Here is a 21,097-nt window from a genome sequence, read left to right as displayed (position 1 = left end):
TTAGTATTGGTGGCTGAAACTCTTGAAGCTATCATAAAAAAGGTTGTCCTTGCTATAAGACAACCTTCCAATTAATATAATTGATATGAAGAAAGTTATTGTTATAATTTTACTTTTTTATTAATTATTTTTCCATCGCTTAGTATGACTTGTGTTACATAAATTCCTGATTCTAAAGGTTTAGATTCAAAATTAGAAGCGTTGATTTCTTGTTTTTGTATCAAAGCTCCGGAAATGGAATAGATATCTATAGTTTTAATATTATCCTTTGACTTCACTTTAACCTGGTTGTTTTGAGTAAATATATTTACGTTGTTCTCTGAACCATTATTAATTTCAATACTTCTATTAAACTGTAGATTATAAAATTCAGTAACGATTTCAAATGTTTGGGTTTGGTTTCCAATGTTATTTAAATTAATTCCACCTTCTTTTATATATTCCTTTTGTGATATAGTTTTAACCAGATTTTTATTTTCATCAAATATATTGATGGATAACAATTCATCCTGATTAACTTTTAAGCTTAAAATATTGTTGTTTTCTGAAGCAATAATCTCATTTTCTGCAATAAGAGTTGGGGTGTTTTTAATATAGGGAATAAGCTTGTTTTCATTATTCTGTGAAACTTTCAACAAATAAACACCATCTTTTAAAGAACTCAAATTGTTACTGGCTACTGACCTGGTGGCTGTATCTTCTTTATTAAAATCTTTTATTTCAACGAGTTGCATAGAACCCAGGCTTGGTTTTATTTGAGATGAATAAAGAGAATTAATTTTAGGTGGTTCGTTTGTGGATTGTTTTGAGGTCAACATTGCCCATTCATTCAGTAAACCACCGCTTCGCAGGGTATTAAATTTAGCATTAGATGCTAAAACAAAAGGAACTATACCACCAATATGCCCAAGAGGCCCCCAGTAAAAAGATTGTAGCTTGAATTTATCTAAATTCCACCATGGATAATATCCCCTTTGTACATCAATCGTTTTCGAAGTGTTTTCCGGTGGAATAGCCAGATCTACTGTGGAATGACCCAATGTCATTGGGGTCTTATTGTACCAATCATACACATCATTTGATTTTAAACAAAGTCTGAGTTTATTACTGGTATTATTGGTTACATCGCTAATAAAATTATTGGTCAAAAGCTTTCTCCAGATAAGAGGTCCCCATAGTAATCCGCCATTATCCTGTAGAACATGATAATTGTATTTATCCATATACTCTGCAGAAATAACCTCTGAAATATTATTGTTGTACGTTTTGTAACCTGTATTGTTACAGGTATTGATTACATTGGCAAGGAAAGAAGTAAATGGATAAACGTCTTTTTCCAAAACACCTTTTTGAAGGGTAACTCCTGAAAAATCATATGGACCATCACCCATGTAAGCATATTTGAATTTCAATTGTGTGGGATTGGAAATATTTAATTTTTTGAGTGTGGACATGGCTGCGTGAGCACCTTGGGAATAACCTGTTAAAAAGTATTCATCATATCTTTTTATCCCTAACTGTGCGATAACTGTGTTAGCGGCAGTAATAAAATCGATAGTTGCGCCAGATTCTGTAGGGTAGTGTACATAAGGATGAACTCCATCGCCACCACCCATCCCCACATAATCAGGTGCCATCAGGATATAGCCGTTCAATACATAGGATAATTCAACAACAAACCCGGCATATAAGACACCTTTTAAATTAGAGGGAACATTACTTCTGCTGTCTGTTGTTCCATGATCAGAAACTACCGTTGACAGTTTGTAATTGACATTAGGATACATAATAAGCCCTGTTGCTTTAACCAGTGCATTATTTTCATTTTTAGTATAATACGTTATCTTATATGCTTTTATACCAACATTAAAGCCATTTAGATAATTAACAAAATCAGGAGTATTCTGGTCTCCCAGATTGTTAGATATGAAATTGATAACACCTTGCGGAGTTAAATCGAGCTTTTGCTCAAAATTTACAACATCTCCTGCCTGCTGGGAAAAGTAAAAAGGCGCAGAGAGGCCAAGTAAAAAAAGAGTAATTTTTTTCATAATGGTAATTTTTTGTGGAGTTAAGATAGAATTTTTTAATATTAAATTCACTCTATTGAGATATTAATAATTATTCAATGAATAGTACTCTATTGATTTAACGCAAAATAAAAGCGTCTGGTCAACTGACCAGACGCTTTGTATATTTATCTGCTTATGGATTAGAATGCGTTGATACCAGTAATATCCATACCTGTAATTAACAAATGAACATCATGTGTTCCTTCATACGTAATTACAGATTCTAGATTAGCGGCATGTCTCATCATCGGGAATTCACCCATGATTCCCATTCCACCAAGGATCTGGCGGGATTCTCTTGCAATATCAATTGCCATTTTTACATTGTTTCTTTTTGCCATTGAAATTTGAGCCGGAGTAGCTTTATGATCATTTTTAAGACTTCCTAGCTGAAGACAAAGCAACTGAGCTTTGGTAATTTCAGTTAAAAATTCTGCTAATTTTTTCTGTTGCAACTGATAAGAACCAATTGGATTTCCAAACTGCTTTCTTTCTTTAGAGTATTGAACAGCAGTACAGTAACAATCAATAGCAGCTCCAATTACTCCCCACGAAATTCCGTATCTGGCAGAATTAAGGCAAGAAAGAGGTCCTTTCAATCCAGTAACTCCCGGAAGAAGATTCTCTTTTGGAACTTTTACATTATTAAATACCAATTCTCCTGTTTTAGAAGCTCTTAAGCTCCATTTGTTATGAGTTTCAGGAGTGGTAAACCCTTCCATTCCCCTTTCAACAATCAGTCCTTGTATTTTTCCTTCTTCATTTTTTCCCCAAACAACAGCAATATCACATAAAGGAGAATTTGTGATCCACATTTTTGCACCATTTAAAAGATAATGATCGCCCATGTCTTTAAAATAAGTCTCCATAGAGCTTGGATCAGAACCATGGTTAGGCTCCGTTAATCCAAAAGATCCGATCATTTCTCCGGAAGCTAATTGCGGAAGATATTTCTTTTTTTGCTCCTCAGATCCGAATTCATTAATAGGAAACATAACCAAAGAACTTTGTACAGAAGCTGCAGAACGTACAGCAGAATCTCCTCTTTCCAGTTCCTGCATAATAAGACCATAAGAGATCTGATCCAATCCTGAACCACCATATTCTACCGGAATATAAGGACCAAGAGCTCCGATTTTCCCTAATTCTTTCATTAAACCAGGTAAATCCGTATGATTTTGTGCAGCATGATCTATTTGAGGCATTACAAAACTTTCAACCCAATCTCTTACAGATTGGCGAATTAGCTTGTGTTCTTCGGTAAGTAAGGCATCAATTCCGTAATAGTCAGGAATACTTGTAAGAGGATAATATGACATTTTTATAATTTTCCTAAAAATAGCACTTTTCGTGATTTCAGAAAAATTTTTTTGCCTGCCTTTTTAAATAATATTTTTTTTGATGTATAAAGCTGATATGGAGAATTAAGCTATCTTTTTATGGATATAATATAAAGATCACTTTATGAGGATTTGGTATTACAGTTCTTCTTCCTCCTCATTGGATATTGGGTAATGATTCGCCGAATTATGAATTTTATTTTTGAATTTATAGAGGTAAGGCGCTTTGTTCGCAGATCCATCATACAACTTTTCCAGTCTTTCGAGGATATTTAAGCTTAAAATTTTTCGCTGAAAATTATTTCTTCTGAATTTCTGACCTAAAATTGTTTCATATAAGGATTGCAGATCCTTCATCGTGAATTTTATAGGAAGTAAATTACTGGCAGCTACTTCCGTATTAATATTCATTCGAAGATACTCTAATCCGGTTTCTATAACTTTATCATGATCAAAAGCTGTTTTTGGCAGATTATTCACTTCAAACCACTCACAGGTTTCATTGAAAGCATCGGGAAAAGTATTTGCAATAGAAAAATCAATAAGGCTGCAATAGCCTACCGTCACAAATCGCTGAAAGATCCAGTGGTTTTTAGGAACTTCTATTCCTTTGTTTTTAAGTAATATCTGATGTACATTGTTTTCTGTACGGTCTATTCTTCCAAATGTATGAAATTGTTTAAGGAAAATATCTTTAAGGTGTGTTCTTTCATACAGGACACGCGCAGCAGCTTCTCTAAGGTCTTCATCATTAAAGACAAATCCCCCGGGAAGTGACCAAAGATCTAAATCATGGTATTTTAATAATAAAACCTTCAGTATATTATTGTGAAAACCAAATATCGTGCAGTCCACTGAAAGATGGGCTACAAAGTCTTTGGTGTCTATAAGTTCCTGAAGTGTTTCTTTGTTTTTTGAATCCTTGATTTCCATGGGAGTAAAAATAAAATTATTTTCAATATGTTTTTTTAATAAGCTTAAAATAAATTAAACTTATTGAAAAAAGGACAGTTACAATAAATAAGATGTATAATGGGTAATATCTTAGTAATTGATTTTCAAATAGTAGTGAGATAATAATTGAACTTACTGAACTTCCCAACGACGAAAAAATAACGATCAGGGAGGTAAAAAGGTTTGTTTTTTCTTTATCAATCTGTACAATCATCTTGGAATTAATAACCGGATAGAGTGGTGACAAGAAGAAACCAATGATCGGGAATAAAAATAAAATGGCTTTTGAATCCTCCGATTCAAAATATTGGATTCCCAGAATAATACCTAATACGAGAATAATAGCCAATAAGCAGTATACATAATATTTTGAAAGTGGAAACCTATGAATAATGTGGGCTGTTATCGTTCTTCCTACATATGAAAAAAGGGCTAAGAAAGATGAAGCCTGCAAGGCGAAAAAGGAGTTAACTTTTAAATGGTTTTTATAAAATGATGGTAACCAGGAATTGAAACTCTGTTCAACAAACACAATGGAAAAAACAACAGCCAGAAATATGATAATTGATGGATTGACAAATCCCGACAAATCTGAAAGAAGATCTTTCTTTTGATCAGTCTTTTTGGGTTCAGCTATTTCCAATCTTGAAAACAGGAATATTGTAATTAAAGAAAGAACTGAAATTGCAATAAATCCAAATTTCCAATATTCTGAGTATTTACTGGAAATTAACCATCCGAAAATGGTATTGACCACAAAAATTCCAATCATAAAAGAGGCTTCTACATTACTCATGGTCTTGGTAAGGGATTTTTCATCTGATATATTATTCCGGATAATTCCGAAAACGCATATTTTCCCTATAGCGAAACAAGTCCCAATAATAGCAAACCAAAGCTTATAAAACCAAAATACTTTTACAAAAGGGAGGATAGATGAACAAATCCCAACAATTATTAATGCAAAAATTAATGCCTTTTTTGTCCCAATCCGACCAATAAAATTAACAGCAAAAAGAGAAATAAATGCAATAGGTAAATCTTTGAAAGATTCTAAAAGTCCGAGTTTTTCATAGGTGATATTTGCCTCCGAAAGTTGCAATATTACAATGCCCATGCAGTTTAGAACCATGGAAAAAATTAAGAAGGTCAGTTTTAATGGAAGTGAAATATTACGAAGCTTACTCGACATTTTGGGGATTGATTTTATTAATTTTTTATGAGTTTTTATGAAATTTTAGTCAAAAAAAAGGGCTTTCAACCCCCAAAAATAAAAGAAATATTAAAATATTTATTAATATAATGTTAACTATTTAAAAAAAAATATATTTTTATTGTCTCAAAATGAGAATTAAAAAACTAACTGTATATGAATATTAGAATATCAAGAGGTTTGGGAATGGTTGCTGTACTTTATTTTACAGCTAATTTCAGTGCCCAAAAAACAGCCAATGATACTCTTCCAAAAGAACAAAAAATTGAGGAAGTGGTAATGATTGGTTATGGTACTCAGAAAAAGAGTAATGTGACTGGAGCAATATCAAGCATCAAGGCATCTGATATTGAAAATTCTCCTACTGCGGGAAGGCCTGAGCAAATTATGCAGGGTCGAGCTGCTGGTATCAGTGTAATATCAAATTCGGGGCAACCTGGGACTGCAGCTACTGTGAGGGTGCGTGGTATTACCAGTTTTGGTGCCGGAAGTAATGATCCTTTATGGGTAGTCGATGGAATCGTAGTTGATAACATTGGTTGGTTGAATCAGTCTGACATTGAAGGAATGGAGATTCTTAAAGATGGTGCTTCGGCAGCAATTTATGGAGTTTCTGCAGCAAAAGGTGTTATTTTGATTACGACTAAAAAAGGGACGAAAGGAAGGTTAAATCTTTCATACAATGGTTTCTTTGGAGTTGGAAGTGCCGCAAAAAAGCTTGATCTTTTAAATGGATCGGAGTACGCTACAATTATGAATGAGGCATATACCAATGAAGGTAAAACACCAGTATTGGGAAATCCTGCATCTTATGGAGTAGGTACGGATTGGCAAAAACAAATTTTCAATAGTGCACAACGTCAATCTCATGAATTCAGCATCAATGGGGGAAGTGATAAGTCTACTTATTATGCTTCTTTCGGATATTATGATCAACAGGGTATTGTATTGAGAGACATTTCTAATTATAAAAGAGTTAATGCCAGATTAAATTCAACACATAAAGTATTTGATTTCTTAACGGTAGGACAAACTTTTGCTTATACGCATACAAAATCTCAAGGGGTTACTGATAACGGAGAATTCGGAGGCCCGTTAAGTTCTGCTATCAATCTGGATCCATTGACCCCTGTTATAGTAACCAATGGTATTGCTAATCAACCTAATGCAAATGATTATATTAATAACCCTAATTATGTAAGAGATCCAAATGGGAATCCCTATGGACTTTCACGTTTTGTAAGTAAAGAAATGACAAATCCACTGGCTTTCAGACAAGTTCAGTTGGGTAGATATAAATGGTCAGATGATCTTATAGCAAATGTATTTGCTGAATTGAAAATTAATAAAAATATCAGTTTTAAATCTAGTATAAACGGAAAGCTTTCCTACTGGGGAAATCAGGCCTTTACTCCTACTAATTATTTGAGTACAGCAAATAAAAATGATTTTAATAGTTTATTCAGACAAACTGATAAAAAATTTGAATGGAGTACTGAAAATACCGCTACTTATCAAAATAAGTTTGGACTGCATAACCTAAATGTTTTATTAGGACAGGGGTACTATGAGTATAATATTTCTTCAGGCCAAAGTACTACATTTACAAACTTACCAGTTAATAACTGGGAAGATGCATCTTTTAATTTCGATATTTCTCCGGAAAATAAAAAAGGCGATGCATGGGATGGAAAACAAACTCACAAAGCTTCTTACTTTGCCAGAGTAGTATACGATTATGATAACCGATACTTATTTACAGGAACAATTCGTAGAGATGGTTCTTCCAAATTTGGAAGTAATAACCATTGGGGAAACTTTCCAGCAATGTCTTTGGGTTGGAATGTTTCAAATGAAAGTTTCTGGCCGCAAAATAATATTATAAGCAGCGTTAAGTTAAGAGGTGGATATGGTGTATTAGGAAATGATGGTATTACAGAATTTCAGTTTGCCAACTTTTTAACTGCAGGGAGTAATTATACTTTTGGAGATAATATAATCCGTGTTGGATATGCACCAAGCACACTAGAAAATCCCGATCTTAAATGGGAAAGAACATCACAGTTCAATATCGCCGCAGACCTTAAGATTCTCAAGAACTTTGATTTAAGTGTTGATGTTTATAGAAAGAAAAGTACAGATATCTTAAGACAAGTCGAAGTTCCTGGTTATTTAGGATTGATTAATAACCCGTGGAGAAATATTGGAGATATGAACAATGATGGAATTGAAATAAGTCTAGGTTATAAAAAGAATTGGGGTGACTTTGGGTTTTCTGCAAATGGTAATGTTGCTTATTTAAAAAATGAAATTACAAGATTAGAAGGTAATAAACCATATGTGAATTTTGCTTCTTACCAAACTTTGGGTACCGTATCGAGATTGCAAGTTGGTGAATCATATGGCTCTTTTTATGGTTTCCAAAATATGGGAATTTTCCAGAATCAAGCTGAAATTGATGCATATAGAAATACAAATGGAGGGCTAATTCAACCCAATGCTAAACCTGGAGATTTTAAACGATTAGATGCTAATGGTGATGGGAAAATTGATGAGAAGGATTTTGTGAATTTAGGGAATTCAGTACCAAAATATACATTTGGTTTAACATTGAACATGAATTACAAAAACTTTGATTTGATGGTATTCGCACAGGGACAGGCAGGAAATAAAATTTTCCAGGGGCTAAGAAGATTGGATATTCAGGAAGCGAATTACCAGACTTCTATTTTAGACCGTTGGACTGGTGAAGGGACATCAAATACTGTAGCAAGGGTTACAAGAGATGATCTTAATCAGAATTATACCAGAATGTCTGATTACTATCTTCAAAAAGGAGACTATTTACGTATAAAATTGGTACAGGTAGGCTATACACTTCCAAAAAATATTTCTGAAACTATAGGAGCAAGCAAAGTAAGATTTTATGTTACAGCAGAGAACTTAGTTACTTTTACAAAATATACTGGTTATGATCCTGAAATTGCAGGAGCAGATACTTTTGGTATAGACAGAGCTTTCTATCCCCAAGCAAGAACTTTCCTTTTCGGTGCTAATGTTCAATTTTAATTAAAGAAAAAATGAAAAATAAAAGATTAATATATAAAAGTTTATCTGTTTTATTATTAGCAGGTATTAGTTTTGGAGCTGTATCTTGTGATAAAGGTGATCTTGAGAATGTAAAGAATACAGGTACTTTTGATGCAAGTAATTACTTTCAAAATGAAGAACAGTCTTTTACAGGATTGGTAGCAACATACGATATGTTGAGAAAATATTCTGGAGGATTTGAAAATATGGTAACCTTCTTTAATGGTGCTTCTGATGATTTCTATTCAGGAGGTGGAAATTCTTCAGATGGTGCAGGAATCCAGGGGTTCTCGAATTATACCATTAATCCGATTATCATGCCTGCTAGTTACTGGAAAAATTACTATCAGGGAATTGCAAGTGCAAATCTTCTATTAGAAAGAATCCCTAATGCAAATATGAATGAACAGACAAGAAAGAGATTTATTGCTGAAGCTAAAGTTTTAAGGTCACTGTATTATTTTGAATTGTTAAAAATGTTCAAAAATATTCCGCTTATTTTAAAGCCTGTTTTAGCTACAGATGATTATTACAATATTCCACAAGAAGATCCGGCAAAAGTATATACCCAAATAGAAGGTGATATTGTTTCTGCACTTCCAGATCTTATGATGGTAGCTTCTGGAGCATCTGAAAAAGGAAGAATTACGCAAGGTACTGCTCATGCTATTTTAGGAAAGATTTATCTATATGATAAAAAGAATACCGAAGCTGCTGCTCAGTTTGAAATGGTGAACGGTACACCAGGGCAAACCAGCCAGTATGGTTATAAGTTAGTTAGTAACTTTGCAGATCTGTGGAAAGTAGATAATAAATTTACCACAGAGTCCATTCTTGAAGTAATGCATACTAATAAAAGTAATGCGGATTGGCCATTTTGGGGTTCCGGAAAAGATGAAGGAAATTCAATTAATGTGATGCTTGGTATTATATCTTATGGCCGTACGACAGTACCTAATAATGACGCGCCCGATATTTATGCAAGTTGGGGCTTTAATCCAATGACGGATGATCTTTTTAATTTCATGCAGGGAGATCCTCGTTTAGACGCTACAGTACTTAATTGTAAAAAATTAAAACAAGAAGGTAAGATTACTTATTCTCCAGGCTTTAAAGACACTGGATATTTCTTAAACAAATATGCACCAAGAAATGCAGATAAAAGTAATTTGCCAGGTCCTACTGAATTAAACTTCCGTCAAAACTATATTGCTATAAGATTGGCTGATACTTACTTGATGGAAGCAGAAGCACTAGGTGGTGCGGGAGCAAGAGCTCAGGCATTACTGGATGCGGTAAGATCGAGAGTAGGATTAGGTTCAGTTCCGGTTTCTATGCAGGCGATTAAAGATGAAAGAAGAAGAGAATTGGCAGGAGAAGGTCACAGATGGTTTGACCTGGTAAGATGGGGCGATGCTCCGGCTAAATTAGGGGCAAGAGGATTTGTAGCAGGTAAGAATGAAATTTTACCAATTCCTTTCAACGAATTAGTAAATACTGCTTTAAAACAAAACCCTGGCTATTAAAAATGAAGTTTCACAGTTTATATAGTTTCTTTTTTAGAAGTATCGCACCACTTTGTGGTGTGGTACTTTTATCTTTATCAGCGTGTAAGTCGAGTTCAGCAAATAATAGGAACGAAGTTCAGGTATGGCTTACCAAAGGTGATGAGAGCATAAAATTACAGCAGCAACCTTCAATCAATTTTACGAACAATCCTGATAACGGTCAGAATATTGAAATTGACGATACTCAAAAGTTTCAATATATTGATGGTTTCGGATATACATTGACAGGGGGAAGTGTGGAAGTAATTAATAGACTTTCAGAAGCAAAAAGAAAAGCTTTATTAAATGAACTTTTTGGAAATAATACAAACTCAATTTCTGTCAGCTACCTTAGATTAAGTGTAGGAGCCTCTGATCTTGATGGCGAGGTATTCTCTTATGATGACCTACCTGAAGGAAAAACAGATATTTCACTGGAACATTTCAGTTTAGCAAGAGATAAAGATCTGATTGCTATGTTAAAAGAGATTTTAGCGATCAATCCGAAGATTAAGATTATTTCTGCTCCATGGTCTGCTCCGGTTTGGATGAAAGATAATGGAAAGTCAAAAGGAGGAAGTCTAAAACCTGAATATTACGGGGTATATGCGAATTATTTTGTGAAATATATTCAGGGAATGAAAAAAGAGGGTATTAATATTGATGCTATTACACCTCAGAATGAACCGCTGCATCCGGGAAATAATCCAAGTTTGTATATGACCTCTGATCAGCAAAAAGATTTTATTAAAAATCATTTAGGTCCGGTTTTCCAATCTAATGAGATTAAAACTAAAATTGTCGTATATGATCACAATTGTAACAAACCAGAATATGCTACCAATATTTTAAGCGATCCTGAAGCTTATAAATATGTTGATGGTTCTGCATTTCATTTATATGAAGGAGACATTTCTGCATTAAGTACCGTTCATAATGCGTATCCAAATAAAAATCTTTATTTTACAGAGCAGTGGACAGGAGCTAAAAGCAACTTTAATGAAGATCTTAATTGGCATACTAAAAATGTGATCATTGGTTCCATGAGAAATTGGAGTAAAATAGCTTTAGAATGGAATTTGGCTAATGATCCACAGTATAAACCTCATACTGATGGTGGTTGTACGGAGTGCAAAGGAGCGATTACTATTTCTGACAAGGAAAATTTCACCAGAAATGTTTCTTATTATATTGTTGCACATGCAGCAAAATTTATTCCTGCTAACTCGCAGCGAATTGGTTCTTCTCAAACAAACAATCTATCTTCTGTAGCTTTTAAAACTCCAAAGGGAAAAACTGTTTTAATAGTACAGAACAACAGTAAAACGGAAGAGGTCTTTACTCTTAAGTATAACCAGAAAACAGCTCCTGTAAGTATATCAGGAAATTCTGTAGCAACCTATATTTTCTAATTAATTATGAAAAAAGCTTATTTCTTATTAGCATTTGCAGCATTTGGATTGAATACATACGGACAAAAGACAATTGATCAAAAAGTTTCTGATCTTTTGTCTAAAATGACATTGGAAGAAAAAGTGGGACAATTGATGCAATACAGTGGCTTTGCATATGCTACAGGACCCCAGAATTCCAATTCAGCAACCGTTCTTGAAGAAATAAAAAAAGGTAAAGTGGGCTCTATGCTAAATGTAGCTGGCGTAGAAGAAACAAAATCTTTTCAAAAATTAGCTTTAGAATCAAGATTAAAAATACCGTTATTATTTGGACAGGATGTTATTCACGGATACCGAACCACCTTTCCTGTTAATCTTGGACAGGCAGCAAGCTGGGATTTAGCATTAATTGAAAAATCTGAAAGAATAGCTGCTACGGAAGCTTCAGCATATGGAATTCACTGGACTTTTGCTCCAATGGTAGATATTGCCAGGGATCCAAGATGGGGGAGAGTAATGGAAGGCTCTGGTGAAGATACTTACTTAGGAACACTGATCGGTTTGGCAAGGATTAAAGGATTCCAGGGAAAAGGTCTTGGAAACCTCGATGCAATAATGGCTTGTGCGAAACATTTTGCGGCGTATGGCGCAGCAGTAGGTGGAAGAGACTATAATTCTGTAGATATGAGCCTCAGACAACTGAATGAAACCTATTTACCTCCTTTCAAAGCTGCGGCAGAAGCAGGCGTTGCAACATTCATGAATTCTTTTAATGATATTAATGGGGTTCCCGCGACTGCTAATAAATACATTCTTAGAGACTTGTTAAAAGGAAAGTGGAACTACAATGGTTTTGTGGTTTCAGATTGGGGAAGCATTGGTGAAATGGTTAACCATGGTTATACGAAAGATAAAGCGGAAGCCGCTGAAAAAGCTATTTTGGCAGGAAGTGATATGGATATGGAAAGTCACGTTTATATGACGGAACTTCCAAAACTGGTTAAAGAAGGAAAAGTAGATCCAAAATTCATTGACGATGCGGCAAGACGAATTTTAATCAAAAAGTTTGAAATGGGATTATTTGATGATCCTTATAGATTCAGTAATGAGAAAAGAGAAAAAGAGCAGACCAATAACTTGGAGAACAGAAAATTCGGAAGGGAATTCGGGTCAAAAAGTATTGTTCTTTTAAAAAATCAAAATGATATTTTACCACTTTCAAAATCTACGAAGACAGTAGCTTTAATAGGACCTTTTGGAAAAGAAACGGTAGCCAATCATGGATTCTGGTCTGTTGCTTTTAAAGATGACAACCAAAGGATCATTTCTCAGTTTGACGGAATTAAGAATCAGTTGGATAAAAATTCAACTTTATTATATGCTAAAGGTTGTAATGCTGATGATCAGGATAAATCAATGTTTGCTGAAGCAGTAGAAACGGCAAAGAAAGCTGATGTTGTTATTATGACTTTAGGGGAAGGACATGCAATGAGTGGGGAAGCGAAAAGCCGGAGTAATATCCATTTTTCTGGTGCTCAGGAAGAACTGTTAAAAGAAATTGCAAAAACCGGAAAACCTATTGTATTGATGATCAACGCGGGCAGACCTCTCGTCTTTGATTGGGCAGCGGATAATATTCCTGCGATTCTGTATACTTGGTGGCTAGGAACGGAAGCAGGAAACTCAATAGCTGATGTTCTTTTTGGAACTGTAAATCCGGGAGGTAAACTTCCCATGACTTTTCCAAGAACCGAAGGTCAGATTCCTGTTTACTATAATCATTATAATACAGGAAGACCCGCAAAAACGAATAAAGAACGAAGTTATGTTTCTGCTTATATCGATCTAGATAACGATCCTAAATTTCCTTTTGGATATGGATTAAGTTATACTCAGTTTAAATATTCTGATATGACGCTAAGCTCAACAAGTCTAAAAGGAAATCAAGCTTTAAATATTAAAGTGAATGTTTCTAACAACGGAAATTATGACGGTGAAGAAGTAGTGCAGTTATATATCAGAGACTTATTCGGAAAAGTGGTAAGACCTGTAAAAGAATTAAAAGGTTTCCAAAAAATACTTCTGAAAAAAGGAGAAACTAAAACAGTAAACTTTACACTAACTCCAGAAAATTTGAAATTCTATGATGACCAATTAAATTATGATTGGGAAGGTGGAGAGTTTGAAATTATGGTAGGAACCAATTCTCAGGATGTTCAGACAAAAAAAATTAATTGGATTAAGTAATTAGATCAAGAGGAGCGGGTTTTAACCCGCTTTTAATAAAACGGAATAATTGCCGGTTCACTAAACCACCATATTGTATGAAAATTAATATCCGAAGACATTTTTATTTATTAATAACAGGGGGGATTTTATCTCTTTCTATATCAAACTGCACAGCTCAGAAATCTGATTCCAATAGAAATCTAATCTGGAGTGATGAATTTAATGGGAAAGGATTGCCAGATTCTTCAAAATGGAATTATGATGTTGGCGGAGATGGTTATGGAAATAAAGAAGCCCAGTTTTATACTAAAGAACGTCTGGAAAATGTAAGGATGGAAAATGGGAATTTAATCATTGAAGCGAGAAAGGAAAACTGGGAGAAAAATAAATATACTTCAGCAAGGCTTTTAACCAAGGGAAAATTTTCTTTTCAGTATGGAACAATTGAGGTAAGGGCAAAATTACCGAAAGGACGTGGAACATGGCCTGCCATCTGGATGATGAGTGAAGATATGAAGAAATGGCCTGATGATGGCGAGCTGGATATTATGGAGCATGTTGGGTTTAATCCCGGATATATCCATGCTTCCGTACACACCAAAAAATATAACCATATTCAGGGAACACAGAAAACAGATACTTTAATCATCAGTGATGCAAGTGATCGGTACCATGTATATAAAGCAGATTGGACACCAGAGAAAATAGATGTTTACATTGATGATAAAAAGTTCTTCACGTATGAGAATAAAGAAAAAAACTATGAAGCATGGCCTTTTGATCAGCCTTATTTTATCATTTTAAATCTGGCTGTTGGCGGATTTTGGGGTGGAAAGGAAGGAATAGATGATTCCATTTTTCCACAAAAATATTATATAGACTATGTACGGGTTTATCAGAATAAATAATGAAGGGAATAAAACCTCCATAAAACAGGAAGTAATACAATGAAAAAACTAATCGTAAGTTGTTTTGTTATAGGGATGGCTTGTAATGCTCATGCACAAAACTACTGGAAGAAAAATGCCGGAAAATCAGCAAAAGTTATTGTTACCAATTCTAAAACCAATGAGAAAATGGTTGACAAAGGAATGGTAAAATTTGAAAAATTTGATCAGCCTAAAGAAAATGAAGCCTGTATTTTCGTTGATCCGGATTTTAAATATCAGAAATTAATAGGAATTGGTGGAGCAATTACAGATGCTGCAGCAGAAACTTTTTATAAATTACCGAAGGACAAACAGAAGGAAATTATCGAAGCTTATTATGGGAAGAATGGTTTAGGATATACCATAGTTCGAACCAATATGAATTCCTGTGATTTTTCAAGTGATTCTTATACTTATGTAGATGATAATGACGCGTCATTAAAGTCGTTTTCGGTTGCCCATGATGAAAAGTATAAGATCCCAATGATTCAGGAGGCTCAAAAATCTATAGGAAATCAATTTAAGCTTTATTTTTCGCCATGGAGCCCACCAGCGTGGATGAAATCTAATAAAGATATGCTGAACGGTGGAAGGCTGGAAAATCAATATTATCAGACCTGGGCAGATTATTATATCAAGTTTATTAAGGAATATGAAAAAAGAGGGATGAAGATCTGGGGATTAACGGTTCAGAATGAGGCAATGGCAAAACAAAAATGGGAGTCCTGCCTTTATACTGCGGAGGAGGAAGGTGCATTTTTGAAAAATAATCTTGGTCCAACCTTGTGGAAGAATGGATATAAAGATAAAAAAGTAATGATCTGGGATCATAATAGAGATTTGATCTTTCAAAGGGCAACCACGACATTAGGTGATCCTGAAGTTTCAAAATATACATCTGGTATTGCCTATCACTGGTATGAAACGTGGCACAACAAAACACAGTTATTTGATAATGTTGGAGAAACACATAGGGCATTTCCAGATAAATTCCTGGCTTTTACAGAAGGATGTAAAGAGGTATTTAATATGTCAAGGATCAATGATGTCAGTTTAGGGGAGCTGTATGGTAAAAATATGATCAACGATTTTAATCGTGGAACTTCTTTATGGACGGACTGGAATGTACTTCTGGATGAAACAGGAGGTCCCAATCATGTTGGAAATTTATGTTTTGCACCAATCATTGCCGACACAAAAACAGGAGAGGTACATTATACTTATGAATACTATTATGTTGGGCATGTTTCAAAATATATAAAACCTAACGCTCAAAGAGTTGGAAGCTCTACAAATACATCAGGTTTAATTTCTACTTCATTTATGAATGAAAATGGAGAACTTGTGACTGTAATTATGAATAATTCGGATGATGATATAGATACTCATCTTTGGATTGAAGGAATGGCGGCCAAACTTTCAGCGCCTGCACATTCTATACAGACTGTAATTTTATAAACACTTCATATTAATATTTTTTTATTAAAATAGGCTGTCTCTAGAGACAGCCTATTTATTTTTATCATTGAAAGTTTGTTAAACAAATTATTCAACATCATATTTTCTGATTACCTTCTGAGTTACTCCAGAGCTGCTGAAACCTCCATCATGGAAAAGGTTCTGCATGGTTACTTTTTTCGTAAGATCAGAGAAAAGGGTCACACAATAATCTGCACACTCAAGAGCTGTAGCATTTCCAAGAGGAGACATATCTTCAGCATATCCAAGGAAACCTCCGAAACCTTTCACTCCGCTACCTGCAGTAGTTACTGTAGGAGACTGAGAAACCGTGTTTACACGTACTTTTCTCTCACCCCAATAATTTCCGAAAGTTCTTGCAATACTTTCCAAATAAGCTTTGTTGTCAGACATATCATTATAATCCGGGAACGTTCTTTGAGCAGCAATATAAGTAAGTGCTAAAATACTTCCCCACTCATTCATACAGTCTTTTTCCCAAGCCACACGCATTACTTTATGGAAAGAAACAGAAGAGATATCCCAGCCTTTTTCTAACCAATCGTAATTCATTTCTGTATAATGTTTTCCTTTTCTTACATTTACGGACATTCCTATAGAATGAAGGATGAAATCGATTTTTCCAAATTTTGCGATGGCAGTATCAAAAAGCTTTTCAAGATCTTCAATAGAAGTAGCATCTGCACCAACAACTTCAGAACCTGTTTTTTCAGCTAAACCATTAAGTTCTCCCATTCTCAAAGCAATAGGAGCATTAGATAAGATAAATTCAGCACCTTCTTCATGGCATCTTTCAGCAACTTTCCATGCGATCGATTGTTCATTAAGGGCCCCAAAAATAATTCCCTTTTTGCCTTTAAGTAAACCGTATGACATAATTTTTTAATGTTTATTAATATACATACAAATGTAACGATAATTTGTGTTCAGAACATAATAAAAAACAGAGCCTTTATAAAAAGACCCTGTTTTTTTTGAAAATATTTATATAACTGAAATTCTAATTGGTTTTTTTATTCCATTCTGCTTTTACATCTTCAGCGGCATCATTCGCCTTATCTTTCACATCTTTTGCAGCATCCGTTGCTTTATCTTTTGCATCTTCGGCAATGTCTTTCGTTTTTTCCCATGCATCACCCGCTTTATCTTTAATATCTTCCCAAGCATCAGAAATATTAGCTTTTACCCTGTCTAACCAATCTTCCTGGCTAGCTTCCTGGTCGTTGTTTCTCTTTTCGTTAATATAATCCCTAGCTTTATCTGCTAAATCGTTGATTTTCCATTTTGCATCGTTAGCTGCATTTTTTAAAGAATTTTCTGTGTTATTTACAGCGTCTTCCGCTTTGTTGTAATCTGAATTATTCATAAGATTTATTATTTAGTGATGTTTGTAGTAAAACAATAACCATTCCTAAAGCCGGGATACGCTGTTAAACTTTTCATAATCTTTTGTTATAGTTTTCCAAATCAGTTTTATCTTTAAAGCTAAATAAAAATGAATATTTATGGAAAAGATACGCTGTGGATGGTGTGAAAGAGATGATCTGTACAGAAAATATCATGATAAAGAATGGGGGAGTCCTGTTTATGATGATGAAACTATTTTTGAATTTCTGATATTGGAAAGTTTCCAGGCTGGCCTAAGCTGGTATACCATTTTAAGTAAAAGAGACAATTTTAGGAAAGCATTTGATCATTTTAATTATAAAAAGATTGCAAAATATACCGATGATAAGGTGGTGGAACTTATGGCAGATTCTGGGATCATAAGGAATAAACTTAAAATTTTAGCGACCATCACTAATGCACAGCGATTTATGGAAGTTCAAAAAGAGTTTGGCTCTTTTTCAAAATATATCTGGAGCTTTGTAGATGGAAAACCTATCGATAACAAACCAGAGACTTTAAAAGATATTCCTGCTACTACCGATATTTCTGATGCTTTGTCAAAAGATTTGAAAAAGAGGGGTTTTAAATTTATGGGCTCTACTGTAGTATATGCACATATGCAGGCAACAGGTATGATGAATGATCATATCAAGGACTGTTTTACCAGACAGTGAATATTTGTCTTACTCTATGCTATAATATAATAGTATGATCATTAAATATCTATTATCAGATGCATTTCCTTAGAAAACCAGTAACACGCATGTTACTGCATTCGTTTTTTGAAAGTTTTGAAACATAATTTTGTTAAGAATTTAAAACAAAAAATAAAATTATGTCCATATTAAAAGGAAAAACGGCTTTTGTAACCGGAGGAACAAGAGGAATGGGAGAAGCCATTGTAAGACGTTATATTCAGGAAGGAGCAGAGGTAGCATTTACCTATGTAAATTCTGATGAAAAAGCAGAAGCACTTGTTGCTGAGATTGCAAGATCAGGAGGAGTTGCCTATGCAATAAAAGCGGATGCTTCGATTTCTGGAAATACAGAAAAAGCGATCATAGAAGCTGCTGACAAATTTGGTAAAATAGATATTTTAGTAAATAATGCTGCCATATCAATTGCCGGTCCTGTAGAGCAGGCTCATACACAGGCAGATGATTACAACAGACAAATTGATGTAAACATAAGGGCAGTAACGGAGGCTGTGCGTACAGCTTTAAGATTTATGCCCGACGGAGGACGCATTATCACTATTGGTTCAGTTGGAGCAAAACGCATAGGAGGACCTACTATGAGTGAGTATATTGCTACAAAAGCTGCTGTTGGCGCTTACAGTCGTGGATTAGCATGGGATCTGGGATTAAGAAATATTACAATAAATACAATAGAGCCTGGAGTTATTGATACAGATATGTTGAAAAAAGCAGATAATGCTACCAGGGAATTTTATATGAATGCTATGGCATTAAAAAGGTTAGGAACACCGGAAGATGTAGCTGGTTTGGCAAATTTTCTGGCAGGTCCCGATGCAGCTTACATTACTGGAAGCAGTATCGTTATTGATGGCGGTTTCTCTGCTTAAATCCTTTAATATAAATATCAGATTGATGATCCACTCTGTTTTCAAAACAGGAGTGGATTTCTTTATCACTGCCTTGTTGGCATAGAATTCCTTTGGTATTATTATTGATTTTTTCTAATCATTAAAAACCTAATTTTTTACGAACCATGAAAAAATGCGTTGTTATAGATCATACTGAGGAAAACCTGCGTGCATTACAGGATACCATATATGTTATTGGTGGTAAATGGAAACTTCCTATCCTTTTTGCATTGGGTAATGGCAAAAAACGGTTTCTTGATATTAAACGCGATATTTCCGGTATTTCTACACGAATGCTTTCCCTCAATTTAAAAGAAATGGAAATTAATAAATTAGTAAAAAGGTCAGCTTGTGAAGATACCAGAGAGGTAATCGAATATGAATGTACCGAATATGCTAAAGACTATGCAAAATTAATGAAAGATATGATAGAATGGGGGAAAGAGCATCGAAGAGTTATTATAGCATAAAAAAGAAACCGTCATAGTAGACAGTTTCTCTTTTTATTTAAAATTGTTATTTAATAATTCTTTCCAATACCCATTCGATAAGGTTCTTTTCTGAGGCATGGTGATCAGAGGAGAATTCTCCACGTCTTCTGTTAGCAATAACGTTATTTACAGTAATCGCTTTATGTCCCAATAATTTTGAGAATGCATAAATGGCAGAAGTTTCCATTTCAAAATTGGTGATCCCAAGATCATTTAATGTTTCCAGGAATTTGTCATCTAGAGCTTTTAAACGAAGCTGTCTTCCCTGCGGAGCGTAGAACCCTGGAAAGGTCGCAGTATTTCCGTGATATTTGGCATCTTTATAATAATCTGCCATATCTTCAGCCCATTCCGCGAAATAAAGCATTGGCTTAATCTTATCATAAGGGAATCTTTCTAAAAAGCTTTTAGAAAACTCATTTTCGAAATGATAATCCTGATAAAAATGCATTAGGCCATCTAAACCTACAACATTCTGAGTGACCAACATATTGTCAACCTGCACATCAGGGTTTACACTGCCACATGTTCCCATACGGAAAAGTTCAAGTGTTTTATGCTCTGTTTTAAGTTCTTTGTTTTTAAGATCGATATTCACTAAAGCATCAAGCTCATTCATTACAATATCAATATTCTCTGTACCGATCCCTGTAGACATTACAGTAACTCTTTCACCTCGTAATGTTCCGGTATGTGTATAGAACTCTCTTTTGTTTTTTTTGATTTCTACTTTATCAAAATATTGAGATACTTTTGGTACCCTGTCAGGATCACCAACAAGGATGATTTTATCAGCAATATCTTCAGGTAAAAGGTTTAAGTGGTAAACACTTCCGTCTTCATTTAATACAAGCTCTGAGGCTGCAAGTTTATTTAGCATAATATGTTTATTTTTTTATGTCGATGAATATAGCATCTTTATAAGGAGTAGGCATAAGTTCTATAAGTGAACCATATTCTTCTACAATTCTTTTTTGATTGTTTACAACCTCATATACAGTAATGGTTGTTTTTTCGAAATTTTTAGGATCCTTTCTTTGAGAAGTGATTTCATAAAAATGATTATCCTTTTTCATGACAGAAACCAATTCTTCTTTGGTCGAATTATTGGACGTCATCATTCCTGGAAAGTCCATTACGATTTCTTTTAATTCTGTATAATTCTTATAAGGCTTTATCAGTCCATTTGAGTAAACGTAAACTTTAGGTACCTCTACACCTTCTGCCAAACGAATCAGATAGTAGTCATTTCCTTTTTTTTCCGCATAAACAGCCATTTCCTGAGTTGATTTTTGTGCAAAAGAATTTAATGAAAAAAGACCTGCTATAAAAGTCAGAAATAATTTTGTTTTCATAATAATATT

At 34.3% G+C, this 21,097-nt stretch carries 17 protein-coding genes; 9 read left to right on the top strand and 8 right to left on the bottom strand.

What is annotated here, in order from left to right; all coding sequences use genetic code 11:
- Positions 1 to 101: 101 nt before the first annotated feature.
- The 4 genes from J7E44_RS03265 to J7E44_RS03250 form a co-directional block, all read right to left on the bottom strand.
- On the bottom strand, positions 102 to 2,051 hold the full coding sequence (locus tag J7E44_RS03265; RefSeq protein WP_214825575.1) for a T9SS type A sorting domain-containing protein: 1,950 nt from the start codon (positions 2,049 to 2,051) through the stop codon (positions 102 to 104).
- Between the two features lie 161 nt (positions 2,052 to 2,212).
- Entirely contained in the window at positions 2,213 to 3,391 is a 1,179-nt protein-coding gene (locus J7E44_RS03260; protein WP_214825573.1) for an acyl-CoA dehydrogenase family protein, read from the bottom strand.
- A gap of 159 nt (positions 3,392 to 3,550) precedes the next feature.
- Positions 3,551 to 4,345 carry an NUDIX hydrolase gene (locus J7E44_RS03255; RefSeq protein WP_214825570.1) on the bottom strand — a complete coding sequence of 265 codons (795 nt, stop codon included), beginning with the start codon at positions 4,343 to 4,345 and terminating at the stop codon, positions 3,551 to 3,553.
- Between the two features lie 22 nt (positions 4,346 to 4,367).
- Positions 4,368 to 5,558, bottom strand: coding sequence for an MFS transporter (locus tag J7E44_RS03250; RefSeq protein ID WP_214825568.1), 1,191 nt, complete (start codon positions 5,556 to 5,558; stop codon positions 4,368 to 4,370).
- 177 nt (positions 5,559 to 5,735) lie between these two features.
- Here J7E44_RS03250 and J7E44_RS03245 point away from each other — a divergent pair, with 177 nt between their 5' ends.
- The 6 genes from J7E44_RS03245 to J7E44_RS03220 all read left to right on the top strand — a co-directional run bounded on the left by J7E44_RS03245 (position 5,736) and on the right by J7E44_RS03220 (position 16,226).
- The gene (locus J7E44_RS03245; RefSeq protein ID WP_214825566.1) at positions 5,736 to 8,648 is read left to right on the top strand and encodes a SusC/RagA family TonB-linked outer membrane protein; all 2,913 of its coding nucleotides are present in this window, start codon (positions 5,736 to 5,738) and stop codon (positions 8,646 to 8,648) included.
- 11 nt (positions 8,649 to 8,659) lie between these two features.
- Entirely contained in the window at positions 8,660 to 10,195 is a 1,536-nt protein-coding gene (locus J7E44_RS03240) for a RagB/SusD family nutrient uptake outer membrane protein (protein WP_214825564.1), read from the top strand.
- 2 nt (positions 10,196 to 10,197) lie between these two features.
- Positions 10,198 to 11,628, top strand: coding sequence for a glycoside hydrolase family 30 protein (locus J7E44_RS03235; RefSeq protein ID WP_214825562.1), 1,431 nt, complete (start codon positions 10,198 to 10,200; stop codon positions 11,626 to 11,628).
- 6 nt (positions 11,629 to 11,634) lie between these two features.
- On the top strand, positions 11,635 to 13,857 hold the full coding sequence (locus J7E44_RS03230) for a glycoside hydrolase family 3 N-terminal domain-containing protein (protein ID WP_214825560.1): 2,223 nt from the start codon (positions 11,635 to 11,637) through the stop codon (positions 13,855 to 13,857).
- A gap of 77 nt (positions 13,858 to 13,934) precedes the next feature.
- A complete protein-coding gene (locus tag J7E44_RS03225; RefSeq protein WP_214825558.1) occupies positions 13,935 to 14,747 on the top strand; it encodes a glycoside hydrolase family 16 protein in 813 nt (270 codons plus the stop codon).
- A gap of 39 nt (positions 14,748 to 14,786) precedes the next feature.
- Entirely contained in the window at positions 14,787 to 16,226 is a 1,440-nt protein-coding gene (locus J7E44_RS03220; protein ID WP_214825556.1) for a glycoside hydrolase family 30 protein, read from the top strand.
- An 87-nt stretch (positions 16,227 to 16,313) separates the two neighbouring features.
- Here J7E44_RS03220 and J7E44_RS03215 read toward each other — a convergent pair whose 3' ends face one another.
- A complete protein-coding gene (locus tag J7E44_RS03215) occupies positions 16,314 to 17,123 on the bottom strand; it encodes an enoyl-ACP reductase FabI (RefSeq protein WP_214825554.1) in 810 nt (269 codons plus the stop codon).
- A gap of 124 nt (positions 17,124 to 17,247) precedes the next feature.
- A complete protein-coding gene (locus tag J7E44_RS03210; protein ID WP_214825552.1) occupies positions 17,248 to 17,613 on the bottom strand; it encodes a YtxH domain-containing protein in 366 nt (121 codons plus the stop codon).
- A 139-nt stretch (positions 17,614 to 17,752) separates the two neighbouring features.
- Here J7E44_RS03210 and J7E44_RS03205 point away from each other — a divergent pair, with 139 nt between their 5' ends.
- The 3 genes from J7E44_RS03205 (at position 17,753) to J7E44_RS03195 (ending at position 19,712) form a co-directional block, all read left to right on the top strand.
- On the top strand, positions 17,753 to 18,310 hold the full coding sequence (locus J7E44_RS03205; protein ID WP_214825550.1) for a DNA-3-methyladenine glycosylase I: 558 nt from the start codon (positions 17,753 to 17,755) through the stop codon (positions 18,308 to 18,310).
- A 161-nt stretch (positions 18,311 to 18,471) separates the two neighbouring features.
- A complete protein-coding gene (locus J7E44_RS03200; RefSeq protein WP_214825548.1) occupies positions 18,472 to 19,221 on the top strand; it encodes an SDR family NAD(P)-dependent oxidoreductase in 750 nt (249 codons plus the stop codon).
- A 146-nt stretch (positions 19,222 to 19,367) separates the two neighbouring features.
- Entirely contained in the window at positions 19,368 to 19,712 is a 345-nt protein-coding gene (locus J7E44_RS03195; protein WP_214825546.1) for a winged helix-turn-helix transcriptional regulator, read from the top strand.
- Positions 19,713 to 19,758: 46 nt separating this feature from the next.
- On the opposite strand, the gene J7E44_RS03190 is transcribed toward J7E44_RS03195, so the two are convergent.
- Positions 19,759 to 20,613: a nucleoside phosphorylase gene (locus J7E44_RS03190; protein ID WP_214825544.1), complete on the bottom strand. Its 855-nt coding sequence runs from the start codon at positions 20,611 to 20,613 to the stop codon at positions 19,759 to 19,761.
- A 7-nt stretch (positions 20,614 to 20,620) separates the two neighbouring features.
- Entirely contained in the window at positions 20,621 to 21,088 is a 468-nt protein-coding gene (locus J7E44_RS03185; RefSeq protein WP_214825542.1) for a hypothetical protein, read from the bottom strand.
- Between the last annotated feature and the right edge of the window lie 9 nt (positions 21,089 to 21,097).

Source organism: Chryseobacterium sp. ISL-6 (genome assembly GCF_018613715.1).
Taxonomy (GTDB): Bacteria; Bacteroidota; Bacteroidia; order Flavobacteriales; family Weeksellaceae; genus Chryseobacterium; species Chryseobacterium paludis.
Note: the sequence above shows the minus strand (reverse complement) of the source record. Positions and strands in the feature narration are given on the sequence as shown.